Source organism: Paraburkholderia dipogonis, from assembly GCF_046027395.1.
Taxonomy (GTDB): Bacteria; Pseudomonadota; Gammaproteobacteria; order Burkholderiales; family Burkholderiaceae; genus Paraburkholderia; species Paraburkholderia dipogonis_A.
The window spans coordinates 175,218-191,702 of the sequence record NZ_JAQQEG010000010.1 but is presented as its reverse complement, the minus strand read 5'-3'; the positions used below and the strand labels follow the sequence as shown (position 1 = coordinate 191,702).

The window sequence follows — 16,485 nt, the reverse complement described above, 5'->3', positions numbered from 1 at the left end:
CCCTATCGAGATAAACCGCCCGTCAGCCGGTTAAAGATTGCTACAGTAAGTACAGGACATTGCGATGGGCGCTGGGACGTTGCTCCGTCTCGATTGCAGGTTCGGCAGTTTTGGCAGGGTTGGATTTTCTCTCTCTACGAATTTGCGCAGCCGTTGATATCGACATGAAGCCGACACCGAGGTCGACGTTCAGACAGGCAACCTGCGTATGCGGGCCTTCGCAAAGTTGGTGTCGAGATACAACTCTGTCATTCTACGGAAAGAGGTAGAAGGAGGCGGTAATGAACGCTCATCAGACAGCTTTGCGTTTGTTGATCGACAAATGGCTGGCTCCAACCCAATCACACAAACGCGGTGCGATATGCAAACAACGACGGAGTCCCCCCGCTCATAAGAAATAGAACCTTTTTTCCCGCACCGAATGTTCCATTTTCGACATTCTGAATTAGACCCGCGAACGCCTTGCCGCTATATACCGGGTCCAATAGAAGGCCTTCCTGGCTCGCCAGAAGATTGACTGCCCGACGCATTGAACTAGTGGGTAATCCGTAGCCGCTTCCCAGTTGCTCGCCATGAAGAACAACGTCGTCGCCGGATACCGTGAGACCAGAACCGATCAAGTCAAGCGTCTGCTGCACTTTTTCGTATGTGGTGGCATAAGCTTTTTCGAGCGGCGCAAGAACCGTGTACCCCACTACTTTCGTCGGCGCCACACCAGCAGCGATCGCACCCGCTATCAGCCCGGCCTGCATGCCACCACTGCCATTGGCGACAACGATATAGTCAAAGTCAATTCCGCCCTTCCTCGACTGGTCGAGAATCTCAATTGCACAGGAAACATAGCCCAGACAGCCGACCGGGCTCGATCCACCGAGCGGACACACATACACTTTTCGCCCCTCGCCACGCAGCGTTGCGGCCCGCTCTTCCGCAATCTGCAGCGCGCTAACGTTCCCTGGAATATCATGAATGACCGCACCAAAGAGGCGGTCTAGCACCACATTGCCATTTTCCACGTAGTCGTCGTCTTCGATCGGAACCAGCCTCGAGAGCACCAGTTCACATTTCATTCCAATGCGCGCGGCCGCCGCTGCCGTCAACCGGGCATGATTTGACTGTCGGCCGCCAACCGTGATGATCGTGTCAGCGCCGGCCGCCTGCGCCTCGCCGATCAGAAACTCGAGCTTGCGCAGCTTGTTGCCTCCGCCCCCCAGGCCATCAAGGTCGTCCCGCTTGACGTAGATTTCGGCTCCGTTTAAGTACTGACTCAATCTAGGCAGTGCCACAATCGGTGAAGGTCCGTCGCGCAATCGCGCCTTGGGAAACCGGGAAAGGTCTGGTACTCGCAATGTCATTTAATCACCCCACAGGTTGGTTGATCGCGCGTCCGCATGGAGATTGTCGTCGTTGGGTGGCCGGTTTGAACTCGCGGTTGGGCGCACACGCGTACTGGCCCCTAGTCGTTTCCACGGCAGATCAGCCGGATCAGCTGCCATCGGGCCAGGCGACTTGGCCACGAGAATGCGCTCGGCTATTGGACCGAAGTCTGCGCGGAAATGCACCGAGCTCTTGTTCACCAGAATCCTCATCTTCTCAGGCTGGATACCAGCCATTCTGAAAAGGTTGCGATCGTTCATCGGTGCCTTGACGGAACTCACCGCAACTCTGACGTCGTCGATTCGAAGGCAGGCAGTTGGACCGACGTCGACGTGCATTCCGTGCATCATCGGACCATCAAAGATACATTTGCCGTCTGAAAGATGTTCAACTTCGAATGTCGCCTCGAACGGGAAGTCATCGACGACCCCAGACTTGCCACCCAACGCTACCGTGATGTAACTTCCTTTGCCCGCCTTGTAAGCCACTCGAACGACCTCAGGGTCCCACATCAAGCCCAGCGCAGCGCCTTGGGCTTTGTTGCGCACCAGTGCCCGGAGCATTCCCGTCGTATTTGAATCAGCGCCGCCATGGGGATTATCCTGCGTATCGGCGATGACCACCGGGCGACTTGCGCGCGAGGCGATTCGTTGTGCCTCACGCACAGCCTCATCCGCGGTGAGAAATTCAACCGCCCATTCGGACTCACGCTCGATGACTTCGTCATAAATGGCTGCCACCGCCGCATCCGCCTGGCCTGGTTCGGTGGCGTAGCACCACACCATCGGCCCGCATTCGGGGAAATCAGCAGCGGGGAATCCCGGTGTGAACGAAATCGACAGTACTGCGGCATTTTCCCGCGCTGCCAGATGCTCGTAGACACTACGCGCCGGCTCAAGCAGTGTGCACATCGCATTCACCGGAATGAGAAACGGGACGCGCCGATAGGCCATCGTGACTGGCGTTTTACTCGTCATCAACCTTCGCAATAGATGCGCCGCGGCCCTTCCGGTATCGGCCATGTCCACGTGAGGGTAGGTCCGGTATGCAACGAGACCGCTTGCACTGCGCAGCATCTGTTCTGTTACGTTCGCATGCAGATCAAGTGACGCGACAACTGGTATGCCACTACCGACAATACTTCGAATGCGTGCCAGCAGTTCCCCTTCCCCATCGTCGACATGCTCGGCGACCATGGCTCCGTGCAGGTCCAGGTAAATCGCGTCCACCTCGGTGGTCCGGACCGCTTCGACGATTTCGCCGGCAATCCGCTCGTAAGCTGATCGGGTTACGTGGGCCGAAGGGCTCGCCGCCGCCCATATGACCGGGATCAGGTGATGTCCTTCTGCCTGCATCTCCTGGATAAATCCGCCGATTGGGATGTTCACGCTTTGCAGTTGAAATACGCCGTCCTTGCGGACCATGGCTGGAAATCCTTCCCCGCGGACGAAATTCTCGTAGTCCGCCTTGGACGGCGCAAACGTGTTTGTCTCGTGCTGGAACCCGGCAATCAGTATCTTCATCTTCTGGCGTCCTTCAATCTTCTCGTTTGGATCGAATAAGCGCTAGAACGCACGCTCCCACCATCAACAGAGCAACCGTTGGCAAAAGTGCAGTCTGCATGCTTCCGGTTGCGCTTTTTACCCAACCTATGACGCTTGGGCTGATGAATCCGCCAATTAGCCCAATCGTGTTGATCAGTGCAATGCCGCCGGCCGCAACGTCCCCCTTCAGGTGCTCTGACGGCATGGCCCAGAACACCGTGTACGCAGCCCAGGTGAGAGCGGTCGCCAGCGTGATGCTGGCGAGCGATAACCAGAGTGAGCCTATCGAGAGTGCTGAAATGGCCAGCGCAATCGCACCAACCATTGCGGGGACCGCGCTATGCCAGCGACGCTCCATTCGTTTATCAGAGCTTCGGCCTATCACCCACATCGCGATCACCGCAAGACCATAGGGAATTGCCGACAGGAAGCCGATGGTCACGAGATCTGACACGCCTCCTGACTTAAGGATTGTGGGGAGCCAGAAACTGACGGCGTATATGCCACAAATAAGGCAAAAATACGCGAGTGCCATGGCGTAAACGCGACCGTCGGTGCAGACGTCCCTAAACCCCGTGTGGCTTGCTTTCCGGCTTCCGATGTCTTGCAAAAGCGATGCCTTCTCATCGCTGGACAGCCATCGCGCCGATTCAATGCGATCATCCAGACAGAAGAACGTAACGACTCCGAGAACGACACATGGCAAGCCCTCGAGGAGAAACATCCATTGCCAACCGGCGAGCCCGTGCGCCCCCGAAAGCAAGGTCATGATCCCTGTCGACAAAGGCGCCCCGACAATCCCACCGAGAGGCGCGGCCGCCATCACGAAAGCCATCACCTGTGCCATGCGCGCCTGTGGATACCAGCATGTCAGATAAAAGACCATTCCCGGTGCAAAACCGGCTTCGAAGACTCCGAGCATGAACCGCAGGATGTAGAAGGAATGCACATCGTGAACAAACATCATGGCAGCGGATGTCAGTCCCCATAGCACCATGATTCGGCTGAGCGTTTTGCGCGCCCCGAGGCGAGGTAGCAGCAGGTTGCTCGGGATTTCGAAGAGCATGTACCCAAGAAAGAAAATCCCGGCGCCCACCCCGAACGCCGCGTCGGTGATTCCGATGTCGGACTGCATCTGCAACTTCGCGAATCCGATGTTGATCCGATCAAGGTAGGCGAAGAGATAGCAGGACACCAATAGCGGCAGCACATGCAAGTCTATGCGACGATAAGCAGTTCGCTTGCCGTTCAAGAGCGCAGCAGAAGATAGTGTAGACATCAAATTGCTCCAGTTTCGACTGCGGATCCGGCGGTTCTGGTGCCTGCATCGTTACCCAAGAAAAACCTGGTTGCAAGAGCAACTGTGGACCGTTATCGTTGTCTTTTGAGCAACGCGGGGACTTACGCTATGCGGGAAATAAACCAACGCAGGCTTCGTTATTTTCAAGAAGTGCTGACCCACGGCTCGATTCGCAGCGCCGCCGACAGCGTCAACACGGCGCCATCGGTCATTACGCGACAGATCAAACTGCTGGAAGATGAGATCGGGATGATCCTGTTTGAAAGACAATCCCGCGGCGTAACGCCGACCGAGGCGGCACATCAACTGCTGGAATACTGGAGAGCCTGCCAGGCGCAGCAGGAGCATCTTCAGGGCAGACTAAATGAGTTGCGCGGATTGCAGCGAGGTCAGGTGCGGATCTCCATCAGCGAAGGCTTCGTCGATGACTTCCTGGACGAAGTGCTGAACAGTTTCTCGGCGCAGTACCCGAAGCTGGATGTGGTCATGAATGTGGCGCCCGTTAACGAGGTGGTAAGAGAAGTCGAAGAAGACATCGCGCACATCGGAATAGCGTACAACCCGCCCAACTCTCCGCACATTCGGTACCTTGCAAGCGCCTCAGAACCCGTCGTCGTACTCGTCGCAAAGGATCATCCACTGTCAAAGGGCGATATCCGAACCCCGATCTCCGTCCACCAGGCACTTTCCTATCCGATTGGTCTCATGCCAGTGGCTTTCGGTCTCGGTCAACTCATGCAGGCTCTTGCTTTCGCAGAAAATCTGCGTCTCGCACCAGTACTCACGGTTAACTCCCTGCGTGTTCTGATCAGATTTGCGAAGGCTGGACGTGGAGTTATTTTCGCAACGAGGTTTGCTGCCCGCGCCGAGCTTGAGGCAGGAACCTTGATTTCGAGAACGGTCGACCATCCGCTGTTTTCGTCCGCGCAGGCAAGAGTCCTCGTGCGCAACGGGCGTCCTCTCTCAAAGGCAGCTGACGAGATCCTGAAACGCATCCTGTCCGACATGACTGTGTTTCAGTTACACAGATCCCCAGCACAGAAGCGAAGCACACGCAAAAAGGGATGACCGGTACATCGGCGGGAAAACATGACACATACCGTATTGACCGCTTACCACGGTCGTGTCGCGCGCGATTATGCCAGGAGCCGAGATCGGGCACATATTCAACGTTCGGCCGCCAATAGCGCATGTATTTCGGACACTACGCCGGCACCTTCTCCGACCGCGGACGTAACACGCTTGATCGACGTCGAGCGCACGTCGCCGATAGCAAAAACGCCCGGAACACTCGTCTGAAATGCGAAATTGCCCGTCACTGACTCCGTCGAACCAGGGCGGCCGGTTATAACGAAACCTTTGTCATCCACCTCCACTCCGCATCCACGTAACCAGCCAGTGGCTGGGTCAGCGCCAGTAAAAAGAAAGAGGTGGCGAGTCGGGATTCGTGTGTGACTCCCAGCCGAACGGCAATGAACCTCCGTCACACTGTCCTCGTCAGACACGACAGATTCGATGGCAGAGTTGCTATGAATCGTCACGTTCGCGAACGAGTTCACGCGATCGATCAAATATCTCGACATTGTTTCGTGCAAGCTCTTGCGTCGAATCAGCACGTGGACATGTGCTGCATAGCTCGCCAGGAAGACGATTGCCTGTCCAGCAGAATTCCCTCCTCCCACCAGTACGATTTCCGAACCCTGACAGAGACGACCCTCGATCGATGACGCCCAATAGTAGACGCCACGAATCTCGGACTCATTGAGGCCTGCGATTTGAGGGCGGCGATAAGCAGCACCGGATGCTATAACGACCGTCTTCGCCCGGGCACAACGGCCATCCCTGAGTTCGATCCTGAAAGGCGATTCCGCGCAGTGCAGTTTTGCCACCTCGGTCGGTATGACTATTTCCGCGCCAAATTTAACGGCCTGCTCAAATGCGCGGCTAACGAGAACGTGACCGGAGATGCCGGTTGGAAACCCGAAATAATTTTCGATCCTGGTGCTTGCGCCGGCCTGTCCGCCAAACCCCTTGCCATCGAAAACAAGCACGGAAAGTCCTTCTGACGCGGCGTACACGGCCGCAGCGAGTCCGGCTGGACCCGCGCCGACAATGACGATGTCGTACGTGCCGGATTCATCGAAGCCGCGAAGCAGACCGAGCCTGGACGCGAGAAGTGTTTCATCGGGATTGTGCAGGATAGAGCCATCAACGAGCACGGCTAGCGGCATCTCTCCTTCTATGCACAGTGTTTTCGAAAGGAAATCGCGAGCCTCATCGTCAGTGGACGGATCGAGGATCCGATGCGGATGATTGGCTCGTCTCAGCAGATTTTCAAGAACGATGAGTCTCGCGTCAGTTGAAGATCCGATCAGGATCGGACCACTACCATCCTGAATCAATCCGACGCGTCGGAGAATGAATGCGCGCATGATCTCCGAGCCAAGTTGCGCCTCCGCAATCAGAAGCGCCCGGAGCTGCTCAGGCGCGATCAGAAACGCATCAACGTCAGTGATGGCAATCGCATCAACGAGGTATGGCTTGCCGCTGAGGGTGGCTGTCTCTCCGAGAAAGTGCCCCTCTCCAACCTCCTGAAAGAGATGCGACTGCCCAAATCCGTTCCGTACGGTCAAATGTACCGTTCCACGAGTCAAGATCCTCATGCCATCGCTCTGCTCTCCAGCGCGAAACATGACGTCGCCGGCTTTCCAGTGTTCCGTCGTTCCGAAACGCGCCGCTTTAGCTATCCGCGTTTCGGTCAAACGGGGATACATCTGATACCGGCGCCGCTCAATCTGGGTGCGCTGCCCTGCCTCGACGGTTTCGTAATCTTCAGGCGTGACACGGACGCCGGGCGGTGGACCGTCTTTCAATGTCATGGGAGTTTCCTTGTTCAACCAGGAAGTTGTCGGCTGTTCCATCACGTCCCCCACGGCGGCGGACCTGACGATCGACACGCTGACGATGGCACGGCCGCCGTGAGCGCGGTCATGGCACGATCGTTGTTGGACGCTCGCTCCATCGCTCGATGCGCAGCAGACGGAGCTTGGGTACTCGTAAAAATCTGATGCGTTTCGCTCTTGCGCCGCCGCCAGCGCCGACGAGTGCATGCGTCGTGGGCCGCTCGGCGCGATGCGCTCCATTGGGGCTTTGGCGCGCCGCGCTCAGGCTTCGGCTCACCATGCACTAATCGTTTCTTCGCTGCCGCGATCGCTCGGGTTTAGCACCGAGCAACTGCGTATCATTGCAAGAGTCTGCGACCACGGATCCAGCTGAAATACGTGTTTCATTTTGAGCTCACTATGGAAAGTGGGGCGAGGCACTCACTAACACACCGCCCAATCTCACCGGAACGCACACCAACCCGACAGCAGGACTACGCGCCGGAAAGCGCGACCTGCCTCAGCAGACGCAAACGAAATGATGTCTGCGTTCGACACATCCGCCCCCTGCTCCGAGTCATCACTGCGATAAGTTGCTGACGCCGTGAAGGCCGCAGCTTCGAATAAGAACTATAAGGTTTGCGACGAAGCTGAATAAAGGCCAACGCATGAACAACACCTTTTACACCTGGTAAATAGAAATGCTATGGAGGGTTGCAGAGGTCATGCTTTGCAGACGGCTTCAGCATGAGTGCACGATTCTGGTTCTCGCCCGGATATGTGCAGACCTTGCGAGGACTGTTGAGAACCGAACGTGGGATGTTCTGGATTCCTTCCAACTATTTTGTCAGCTTGCGGGAAATGTGTTCTCTGACTTTGAATTCAATGTGCCGATTTCATTGCGTGCACCCTGGCGTCGTCGCCGACGAACGTGAGCAGTCACAGGACCGATGCGGCAACGAACGTGTGTGACGGTGTCCAGAATTACACGGAACCGATCTAGTGGGTACCTGCTTGCTCACCCCACCAATTCACTAAAAGAGATTCCAGCCATCACAAATCATCATTTGATGTGATTGAGCGGTCCATATATCGTTCAAGAAACAGAAAGCTGCAGCCTGGGAGGTGAATTAAGCATCTCCTAGTGGGACTGGGCATCAAAAAACTTCCATGGACGGAGACAAACTGATGGAACCAACCGCAGTGGCCCGCATTTGGGTCAATCGGCGTACTCAATACGCCAGTGGTGAATTCGACAGGCCACCGCAACGACTATGACGGGGGTAAGCAAATAAACCTCGCCCGTCAATTCCCCATTATTACCATCGCCGACCTCGAGTCCCGCCGACACGGCGAATGCCGGATTCGTACGCAGACTGTGTCGGGCACATCTGAAGCAGCCATCCACTTGGTTTTCGGCCGGTGCCGGCCTCGAGGGCTGAACTTGACCTGACGGTTTCAGCCCTCTTCATGGCACGACCGCCGTCAGAAAACACACGCAAGGAGGTAAGTATGAAACTGCGGGACAATGGCCTCGGGTTCTCACCCGTCACTATCGCGCTGCATTGGCTCGTAGCCGCTCTGCTACTCTCGATTGTCGGCTTTGACATCGCTATATCCCAAACAGCCGGTGAGGTGCAAAGGGCGGGCTTGACGCGGATCCAAAACCTGCTCGGCACCATATTGTTCATCATCTCGATCTATCGATTCGGGGCGCGGATGTATTCCTACCATCCCTTGCCCGTCGGTACGCCGAACCCCATTGAGGTGATCGTCAGCAGGTCCGTGGCGGTTTCCCTGGCCTTGGCGATGGTTCTGCTTCCGATTGCTGCATGGCTTTCAAAGTCGGCCGCAGGCGAAGTCATTGGTCTGCCAGGCGGATTCGCGATACCTGCTCTCATTGAACCCAACGCGCAGGTCAAGCGGGTTGTCGAATTTCTTTTCAACGTCGGCGCGACCGCCTTTCTCCTGGGCCTGGCGCTGCATATCTTTGGCGCGCTCAAGAATCACCTGGTTCTGCGGAATGACGCCCTAAAACGAATGATCGGCAAACACGTGGAGCTTTGAAGCCATGAGCGAAGTCAAATCGGATTTTGCCGTGAGCGAGGTCACTCGACTCTGCGGTGTGAGGTATCCCATCTTTCTGGCGGGTATGGCGGCGATTTCTGGTCCCAAACTGGTCGCCGCGGTGGCGAATGCCGGCGGAATGGGTACGCTGGGCGGCCTGCGACTGCCGCCGTTGGCCCTGCTCAAATGGATACGCGAAACAAGGGAACTGACAGACATGCCCTTCGGAGTGAACCTCGTTCCATCGTTCGGTGGTCCTGAGGTATTCGAAGCGCAGTTTCAGGTCATCCTCAGGGAAAGGCCACGGCTGCTTTCCCTGTTCTACGCCGAGGACTACGTCGATATGATTCCCCGTGCCAAGGACGCCGGGCTGGTGGTCTCGGTACAGGTTGGCACAGTCGAACTTGCTGAGATGGCCATTGAGCGCGGAGCAGACATGATCGTGGCGCAGGGAAGCGAGAGCGGTGGGCACCTCAACCGGGGCACCATTGGCCTGATGTCGCTGCTGCCGGCGATTTGCAAGATCGCGCAAGGACGGCCGGTCCTGGCGGCGGGAGGCATCACAAATCGCGACGACGTCAAGGCCGCGATGGACCTCGGTGCCGCGGGCGTGCTCGTAGGTACAGCGTTCGTGGCAAGCCACGAGTCGAACGCACATCCGCTCTACAAGCAAAAGATCGTCGAAGCCACCGTGGACGATACGGAGTATCGGACGGGCTACTCATTCGGCTGGAAGTACGGCACCCCACACCGGGTGACTCCAAACCGCGACAAGTGGAATCTGCTGCGCTTCATCGGGGGCGGAGCACGGGTGATTGACAAGCCGCGGATGGCACAGAAACTGTCGCTTTACGCAGGACAGGGCGTTGGAAAGATCGGCAGTGTCGTCTCTGCGGCCGAACGGGTAGCTGAACTCATCGAAGGGCTATCTGTGTCATCGGCAACCCCGGAAATATAGGGCGGTGATGCAAGCGACCACTGCGCACTGGCGCTCTAGTGGACGTCCGCCTTCGGCGCGCTGATAGCGGCATGTTTCCCTGTCACGACTCTCTCCACGACGATTTTCGTATCTTCATTCACCTGGATGAACTGATCTCGCGCCAGATTAATGAATGCGGTCAACGCTGGGGTGATCAAGGTGTCACTCCTGCGAATGAAAACTGTCTTCACATTTGCGATCTCGGGCGGCAGCCGATGGTAGCGGATCAACTGCCGCGATCCATAGCTTTCAGCAACGGTCTTCGGCAACAACGTCACGCCTATGCCGGCAGCGACACATGACAGGATGCCGTCAAGCGTTCCCAGTTCCATCAACTGATTGGCAACCAGCCCGGCCTGATGAAACCAATGCTCGAGCGTGGAGCGGTAAAAGCATCCCGTCCGAAAAACAAGCACCGTTTGCTGAGGCATCACGCGGATAAGCGCTGCCAGCGAGTCAAACTCACAACTGCTCACAAGGACCAGTTCCTCTTCGAACGCCTCCTCCTGCGACAAACCTGCGTTCTCGTGAAATCCGCCCACGAAAGCGCCATCGAGGCGATAACTCTCAATGGCCTTGATCAATTCGACTGTGGTGCCCGTCAACAGAGATAACTTGACCTGGGGATGCTTTTCCCGGTATTTGGTCAGTACCTGGGGCAGTCTTATCGCAGCCGTGGTCTCCATCGATCCGAGTCGAAGGTGCCCAGTGGGCGTTGCGGTATCCAGCAGCGCATTGCGGCTCTCCTCCGTGAGTTGCAGAATACGGCGTGCGTAGCCGAGGAAAGTCTGTCCGGCCGACGTGAGCACCACTCCACTCTTCTGCCGAATGAACAGTTGCTGCCCCAACTCGGCCTCGAGCTCTTTCACCCGCATAGTGACATTGGACTGCACGGTGTGCACTATGTCCGCCGCCGCAGTGAAGCTGCCCTCTTCGGCCACCGCACAGAAGATTCTCAATTGACGCATTTCCATGCCGGTATCCTATCGATCACAGAAAATGATGAATGACGTTGCGCAATTCGACGCTCTGTCACCCAGGCTTCAGACCGTTGTTAGCGCACGATCTACGTCGTGGTCCAGGCGCTGTAAAACCGCCGCTGTCTCGTTGGGGATAGGTCCGGGAAGCGAGCGGAAAAAGTCAATGCAGAAATCAACGAAGGTCCTCAGCCTCACGGGAAGCAGTTCACGGTGCGAATAGAAAAGACATATCTCGACGCCACTTTCTGACGTGGAGCACAGCGGCAAGATGTGCGTGAGATGCCCCGCGGCAATGTCTTCACGAACCATAGCTTCGGGTAAGGTTGCAATGCCGGTTCCCGCAAGCGCCGCCGCTCGAAGCAGCACTTCGTTACCGTCCATGGACGACATTGGCGGCACACTTACTCGCTTTCCGGTTTCCAGAAGGTCGATGAAATTCGTGTCCCTCTGCTTTGACGCAGGGTCCAACAGAAGAAAATGGCCAGCCAAATCCGAAGCGGCTTCAGGTGTACCGCATCGTTCAAGATAACCGGATGCGGCGACAAAAATGTGCCGCGACCTGGACAGCGTACGGCGAATTACCCCAGACTGCTCGACAAGATGTGGCGGAAGGATCGCCATATCGAAGTGGCCGTCATACAGATTCACCGCTTCTTCCCGAACGGACACCATGAGATTCACGTTGGGAGCGATCGCTTTGTAGTTGGACACAAGTCGCGAGAAGGTTTTGTTCACCAGCATCGGGTGTAAAACAAGTCGTAACCTTCCACTATCGATTTCACGCTCCTGCACAATCCGACGATTCGCTTCGTCAAGTTCTTCGAGGAGACGGCAGCAACTCAGATAGTACGACTGTGCCGCGTCTGTCACTGAAACAGATCGGGTTGTTCTATGCAGGATCAGCGTCTGGATGCTCTCTTCGAGCTTGGCGATGGCTTTGGAAATCGAGCCGGTGGTCACGCCCAATGATGCAGCCGCCTTGCTAAAACTTCTATGCTGTGCGACTGCAACGAACGCTCGCAACATGTATAGTTGGTCCATCGCCTACCTCGCTGATAAATTTCACAAAGCGAACATCCCCCGACTGGAACTTTCGTGGCTGTAAAAATCCGAAGGCTGCCGTCATTGCGGACGTATCCATCGAAGGTCAGACGAACCATATAGCGACGTTCTTACGTTGAGATTGTTGGCATATCGCGCAGGAAACAGCTTAGCAACGTTTCCAATATGCATAGGCGGTTTGTGACGATAGGGGTATCGCATAAACAGATAACCCTCGCTTCGCTCGCAAGAGGTGAACGGTTTCAGGGCACGCTCACACATATCACGTCAACTCTCCGGCATCTTTGCAGCTGACCGCCTGACGGGCCGCTAACGCACGCCCAACTTGTTCTCGCCGGGAAAGAGTGTTTGCCTATCGTGGGTATTCAAACACGTAGGCAACGAGCTTACGATCCGCAAATTATCAGCACCGCGGGTCTGATCGATAAGGGAATCGAATCTGGCTACTCCGAGATCTGAAGCACGATGAGAAAGTGGAGTCAACGTGGGCAAACCGCCACGCTCCGGCAGGCGTGGGAATATCGCATGATCCATTGGTTCAACCGCTTCGTTCCGTCGCCCATCTCTGTCAACTGGTCTGAACGCATTCGTTCCTGCGTAGGGGTATCGATCGATATTACGGTCACAGGGCTAACTATGCGCAGCTTCAACCAGAGCGGCGTATTGGTTCCGTTTCTGGTCGCGCCCATGGGTGCATCGGCGGTCTTGCTCTTCGCCGTGCCTGCAAGTCCAATCGCTCAGCCATGGTCCTTCGTTGGCGGAAATCTGATTTCCGCCACGATTGGCGTGGCATGGTCGCAATCTATTTCTGATCCGGCTCTCGCGGCAGCTGCCGCAGTCCCTATTGCGCTATGTGCGATGTTTTCGCTGAGGTGCATGCACCCGCCTTCTGGCGCCGTCGCACTCACCGCCGTGTTGGGAGGGCCCGGCATTCACTCACTTGGATACGGCTTCGTGATCGCGCCAATAGCGGTGCAATCTTTGATCATGCTGGTGAGCGCGATTACCTATCACGCGCTCACTGGTCACCGCTATCCCCATGGTAGCCACGAGGGCATCGCCATCGATGATGCTGATCAGTCGCGCCGAAAAATCTCGCGCATTGACCTGGAGTCCGCCGTACGTCGACGCGGTGAACTCCTGGATGTAGGAACCGATGATCTTGCCTCGTTGATGGAGGAAGCGCAGATGTTGGCCTACGCTCGTAGCTTCGGCGAGCTGACGTGTGGCGATGTTATGTCACGTCCGGCCATCTGCATACCAACAAAGACCTCATTGAAAACAGCTCGTGACATTTTGCTCAGACATCGCATCAAAGCTCTTCCGGTAACCGATGGATCGAAACAGGTTATTGGCATCGTCACGTGGGCGGATGTCTACGGACGCGAAGAGACCGTCAGCGTCGCCGAGGCCTGCAGTTCGCGTCTCGAGCGATGGACCGTCCCCAGCCAGGAGACGTTGATCGATAGTTTGATGACAGCAAGACCGGAAATGGTCGAAGCCCGGACGTTACTGATGACAGTTGTTCCGATGTTTGCAAAGCACGGACATCACCACATACCAGTTGTTGACTCCCACGGCCAGCTAGTCGGGATGATGACTCAAGCGGATGTCATCTCAGGCCTCTATCACCACAGTCAGGCGTTCGCTTAACCCCTGAAAACCATGAGGAAACTCACTATGTCTATCGAGAAAATGCCTGAACTTGTCGAAGCCGTCGATCTATATTTTCAGGCACTGCACGAATGCGCTCTGGACAAATTTGATCGGGTTTTCCACACGAGTTGCAGCTTGTTCGACGTGGACGACGGAAAACTGACTGTCGTCCCCATTGCCGACTATCGCCGAATCATTGCTGAACGTGTGTCGCCAATGAGCAAGGGCCAAAGGCGTGACGATGCGTTGATCTCGGCAGACTTTCTGTCGACCGACATTGCAGTCACCAAAGTTCGACTGCGCATCCACGACAACGTTTTCATCGATCACTTGAACTGGGCGTATGTGAACGGTTCCTTTATGATCGTCGCCAAGCTATGGCACGACATATCGACCGTTTCCGCCTGATCGGATTGTCCGTTCCTTATGAAACGTTGCGTGATCACTGGCCAACTCGGGCGGCCATCGGGTGATTGGTTTTTTTGCGGCATGAAGGGACTTTCCTCCTACCCTACCCTGCCCTTCTTTCGTCGCAGCGCACGTTCTCAGAAGTGCGCTTTTTTTGTGGGCTATTCCGATCATCCAGTGGCGGCTACGCCGCACTAACTTGTGCGCGCCGCAAATGACTCGTCTCGTTCGTTGCCGGCGTTGCGTTATCTGTCAAATAGATAGCCGTATATTTTCCCTTCGCTTGTCAAGCACCTTAAACAGTGCGAGGGTATGACGTCGATCACGCTATTGACCGTATGCGTGATGCGATGGGTTTTCCATGAAATACCCGGGCTAGCGTGGACCACGCTAACGGTTAGTCAACCTCTATACATCCCTAGCGGAGAAGCGACGACGCTTACCCCCAGACAGCAATCGATCAAGGACGAGTTCATTCGCGTACGGAATACGTGGGCTCCGCAATGGGAAAGTATTCTTCGCGTCGACTGTGATTTCCTGCATGCCTACCTTAATCTGTCAGCGGTGCCACTGCGACACGATCACCTGGAGGACAAGGTCAAGGAGTTCATCTATATCGCCGTGAATGCGTCCTCGACCCATCTCTTCGCTCCCGGCATCCAGATGCATTTGAAGGCGGCCGTGGATTTTGGCGCCACGCTTGAAGAACTGATGGAAGTGCTCGAGCTGACCAGTACAATCGGCATTCACGCTTCCAATGTAGCGATGCCCATCCTGGCAGAAGTGCTTGAGGAAGAAGGTCTCCGAAAACGGGCAACGTCTGCGGATAACCGCCGGCAGGCTCTGAAGCGGCGCTTCACCGAAGTACAGGGGCATTGGGATCGCATATGGGACGATGCGCTGGAACTCGATCCGGATTTCTTCGAGGCGTACCTCGAATTCTCGTCGGTTCCGTGGCAGAACGGATTTCTAGAGCCGAAAATCAAGGAGCTTGTGCTTTGCGCGCTCGATGTCGCCGCCACGCATCTTTACGAGCCGGGCATCAGGATCCACATGCGCAATGCACTTCGTCACGGGGCAACCGCGGAGGAAATTATGGAGGCCATCGAGATTGCCAGTGTTATCGGAATCCACGGTGCGCTGATCGGTACTCCGATGCTGGAAGACGCAATCGCAGCTGCACAGAGTATATGAATACCAACGGAAGGTTGCCCGTGTTTTTTCCACGCCGGGCGGATTCGTCGGGCGGGAGCGCATTACCCTAAGCAAGGCATTTGGGACGCGCTCTGCCCATTACTGACGATAAGTCGTGGCTCATCGATGGCGGAAGACAGGAGCGCGCTTGGCCAGGAACGCGTACATGCCTTCCTTTTGACCTTCGGTCGCGAAGGCGGCCTGAAAAAGTCGACGCTCGTGCAACACGCCCTCGCTCAGCGGCGTCTCGAATGCGCGATTGACCGCCTCCTTGGCCAGCCGTACGGCCGGCAGGTTGTAACCGGCGATGGTATGCGCTGTCTCGAGCGCAGTTTGCAGCAAGTCGCTCGACGGAACAACGCGCGCAACGAGGCCGGCTGCGAATGCCTCGTCAGCGGCCAGATTCCGGCCAGTAAGAATCAGATCCATCGCAAGCGACTTTCCGACTGCACGTGTCAAGCGCTGCGAACCGCCAATACCAGGCGGAATCCCGAGCTTGATCTCCGGTTGGCCGAATTGGGCATCGTGGGCCGCAATGATGAAATCGCAGGCCATCGCCAGTTCGCAGCCGCCGCCGAGTGCATAGCCGCCAACGGCCGCGATGACCGGTTTCGAAATGGTTCGAATGCGATCCCATTCGGCGAACAGGTCTTTCGCGTGCCAATCGGCGAAGGACCTGTCGGCCATTTCCTCGATGTCCGCCCCTGCCGCGAATGCGCGCGCATTGCCCGTGATCACGATGGCGCCGATTCCATCATCCTGATCAAATGTCGTCAGCGCTGCGAGCACCTCGCGCGACATCTGAACATTGAGCGCATTCAGGTTCTTCGGGCGGTAGAGCGTGATCAGACCCACGCGCTCCCTTCGATCGATCTTGATGGTTTCGTACACACCGTTTTCCGACGCGGCGCCGACGGCATCTGCATTCGCGCCCGCGGCAGCGGGTCCCGCATCCGGTTCGATCGTTTGCGTCCTGGTTTGCTTCGCGGATACTTCACGCACTGCTGAAATGTCGGTCTTCATATAGTCACCTGTC

At 56.4% G+C, this 16,485-nt stretch carries 13 protein-coding genes; 6 read left to right on the top strand and 7 right to left on the bottom strand.

From position 1 onward, the window contains the following. Positions 1-341: 341 nt before the first annotated feature. The 3 genes from PQR32_RS12700 to PQR32_RS12690 are packed head-to-tail and all read right to left on the bottom strand — an operon-like array spanning position 342 to position 4,200. Entirely contained in the window at positions 342-1,355 is a 1,014-nt protein-coding gene (locus PQR32_RS12700) for a D-cysteine desulfhydrase family protein (RefSeq protein WP_408226658.1), read from the bottom strand. Beyond that, positions 1,356-2,900: a M81 family metallopeptidase gene (locus PQR32_RS12695; protein WP_408226655.1), complete on the bottom strand. Its 1,545-nt coding sequence runs from the start codon at positions 2,898-2,900 to the stop codon at positions 1,356-1,358. Positions 2,901-2,913: 13 nt separating this feature from the next. After that, complete coding sequence (locus PQR32_RS12690) at positions 2,914-4,200, bottom strand: MFS transporter (RefSeq protein WP_408226652.1); 1,287 nt, start codon at positions 4,198-4,200, stop codon at positions 2,914-2,916. A gap of 129 nt (positions 4,201-4,329) precedes the next feature. Here PQR32_RS12690 and PQR32_RS12685 point away from each other — a divergent pair, with 129 nt between their 5' ends. Beyond that, positions 4,330-5,289, top strand: a complete 960-nt coding sequence (locus PQR32_RS12685) for a LysR family transcriptional regulator (protein WP_408226649.1) — start codon at positions 4,330-4,332, stop codon at positions 5,287-5,289. A gap of 98 nt (positions 5,290-5,387) precedes the next feature. Here the strand turns inward: PQR32_RS12685 and PQR32_RS12680 are convergent, their stop codons facing one another. After that, entirely contained in the window at positions 5,388-7,100 is a 1,713-nt protein-coding gene (locus tag PQR32_RS12680) for an FAD-dependent oxidoreductase (RefSeq protein ID WP_408226646.1), read from the bottom strand. A 1,515-nt stretch (positions 7,101-8,615) separates the two neighbouring features. On the opposite strand from PQR32_RS12680, the gene PQR32_RS12675 reads away from it, so the two are divergent. Together PQR32_RS12675 and PQR32_RS12670 are read left to right on the top strand one after the other, a co-directional pair. Next, complete coding sequence (locus PQR32_RS12675) at positions 8,616-9,170, top strand: cytochrome b (protein ID WP_408226643.1); 555 nt, start codon at positions 8,616-8,618, stop codon at positions 9,168-9,170. A 4-nt stretch (positions 9,171-9,174) separates the two neighbouring features. Further along, positions 9,175-10,128, top strand: a complete 954-nt coding sequence (locus PQR32_RS12670) for an NAD(P)H-dependent flavin oxidoreductase (protein ID WP_408226640.1) — start codon at positions 9,175-9,177, stop codon at positions 10,126-10,128. A 35-nt stretch (positions 10,129-10,163) separates the two neighbouring features. Here the strand turns inward: PQR32_RS12670 and PQR32_RS12665 are convergent, their stop codons facing one another. Beyond that, a complete protein-coding gene (locus PQR32_RS12665) occupies positions 10,164-11,123 on the bottom strand; it encodes a LysR family transcriptional regulator (RefSeq protein ID WP_408226637.1) in 960 nt (319 codons plus the stop codon). A 69-nt stretch (positions 11,124-11,192) separates the two neighbouring features. Then, the gene (locus PQR32_RS12660) at positions 11,193-12,170 is read right to left on the bottom strand and encodes a LysR family transcriptional regulator (protein ID WP_408226634.1); all 978 of its coding nucleotides are present in this window, start codon (positions 12,168-12,170) and stop codon (positions 11,193-11,195) included. A 546-nt stretch (positions 12,171-12,716) separates the two neighbouring features. On the opposite strand from PQR32_RS12660, the gene PQR32_RS12655 reads away from it, so the two are divergent. The 3 genes from PQR32_RS12655 to PQR32_RS12645 all read left to right on the top strand — a co-directional run bounded on the left by PQR32_RS12655 (position 12,717) and on the right by PQR32_RS12645 (position 15,449). Then, positions 12,717-13,844, top strand: a complete 1,128-nt coding sequence (locus PQR32_RS12655) for an HPP family protein (protein WP_408226631.1) — start codon at positions 12,717-12,719, stop codon at positions 13,842-13,844. A gap of 27 nt (positions 13,845-13,871) precedes the next feature. Then, positions 13,872-14,255, top strand: a complete 384-nt coding sequence (locus tag PQR32_RS12650; protein ID WP_408226628.1) for a nuclear transport factor 2 family protein — start codon at positions 13,872-13,874, stop codon at positions 14,253-14,255. Between the two features lie 312 nt (positions 14,256-14,567). Further along, positions 14,568-15,449, top strand: coding sequence for a carboxymuconolactone decarboxylase family protein (locus PQR32_RS12645; protein ID WP_408226625.1), 882 nt, complete (start codon positions 14,568-14,570; stop codon positions 15,447-15,449). Positions 15,450-15,569: 120 nt separating this feature from the next. Here the strand turns inward: PQR32_RS12645 and PQR32_RS12640 are convergent, their stop codons facing one another. After that, a complete protein-coding gene (locus tag PQR32_RS12640; protein ID WP_408226623.1) occupies positions 15,570-16,472 on the bottom strand; it encodes an enoyl-CoA hydratase-related protein in 903 nt (300 codons plus the stop codon). Positions 16,473-16,485: the final 13 nt, after the last annotated feature.

Excerpts from the sequence above, each read along its gene's own strand:
- PQR32_RS12700 (WP_408226658.1), bottom strand. The coding sequence starts at position 1,355 with ATGACATTGCGAGTACCAGACCTTTCCCGGTTTCCCAAGGCGCGATTG.
- PQR32_RS12695 (WP_408226655.1), bottom strand. The coding sequence starts at position 2,900 with ATGAAGATACTGATTGCCGGGTTCCAGCACGAGACAAACACGTTTGCG.
- PQR32_RS12690 (WP_408226652.1), bottom strand. The coding sequence starts at position 4,200 with ATGTCTACACTATCTTCTGCTGCGCTCTTGAACGGCAAGCGAACTGCT.
- PQR32_RS12685 (WP_408226649.1), top strand. The coding sequence starts at position 4,330 with ATGCGGGAAATAAACCAACGCAGGCTTCGTTATTTTCAAGAAGTGCTG.
- PQR32_RS12680 (WP_408226646.1), bottom strand. The coding sequence starts at position 7,100 with ATGACATTGAAAGACGGTCCACCGCCCGGCGTCCGTGTCACGCCTGAA.
- PQR32_RS12675 (WP_408226643.1), top strand. The coding sequence starts at position 8,616 with ATGAAACTGCGGGACAATGGCCTCGGGTTCTCACCCGTCACTATCGCG.
- PQR32_RS12670 (WP_408226640.1), top strand. The coding sequence starts at position 9,175 with ATGAGCGAAGTCAAATCGGATTTTGCCGTGAGCGAGGTCACTCGACTC.
- PQR32_RS12665 (WP_408226637.1), bottom strand. The coding sequence starts at position 11,123 with ATGGAAATGCGTCAATTGAGAATCTTCTGTGCGGTGGCCGAAGAGGGC.
- PQR32_RS12660 (WP_408226634.1), bottom strand. The coding sequence starts at position 12,170 with ATGGACCAACTATACATGTTGCGAGCGTTCGTTGCAGTCGCACAGCAT.
- PQR32_RS12655 (WP_408226631.1), top strand. The coding sequence starts at position 12,717 with ATGATCCATTGGTTCAACCGCTTCGTTCCGTCGCCCATCTCTGTCAAC.
- PQR32_RS12650 (WP_408226628.1), top strand. The coding sequence starts at position 13,872 with ATGTCTATCGAGAAAATGCCTGAACTTGTCGAAGCCGTCGATCTATAT.
- PQR32_RS12645 (WP_408226625.1), top strand. The coding sequence starts at position 14,568 with ATGACGTCGATCACGCTATTGACCGTATGCGTGATGCGATGGGTTTTC.
- PQR32_RS12640 (WP_408226623.1), bottom strand. The coding sequence starts at position 16,472 with ATGAAGACCGACATTTCAGCAGTGCGTGAAGTATCCGCGAAGCAAACC.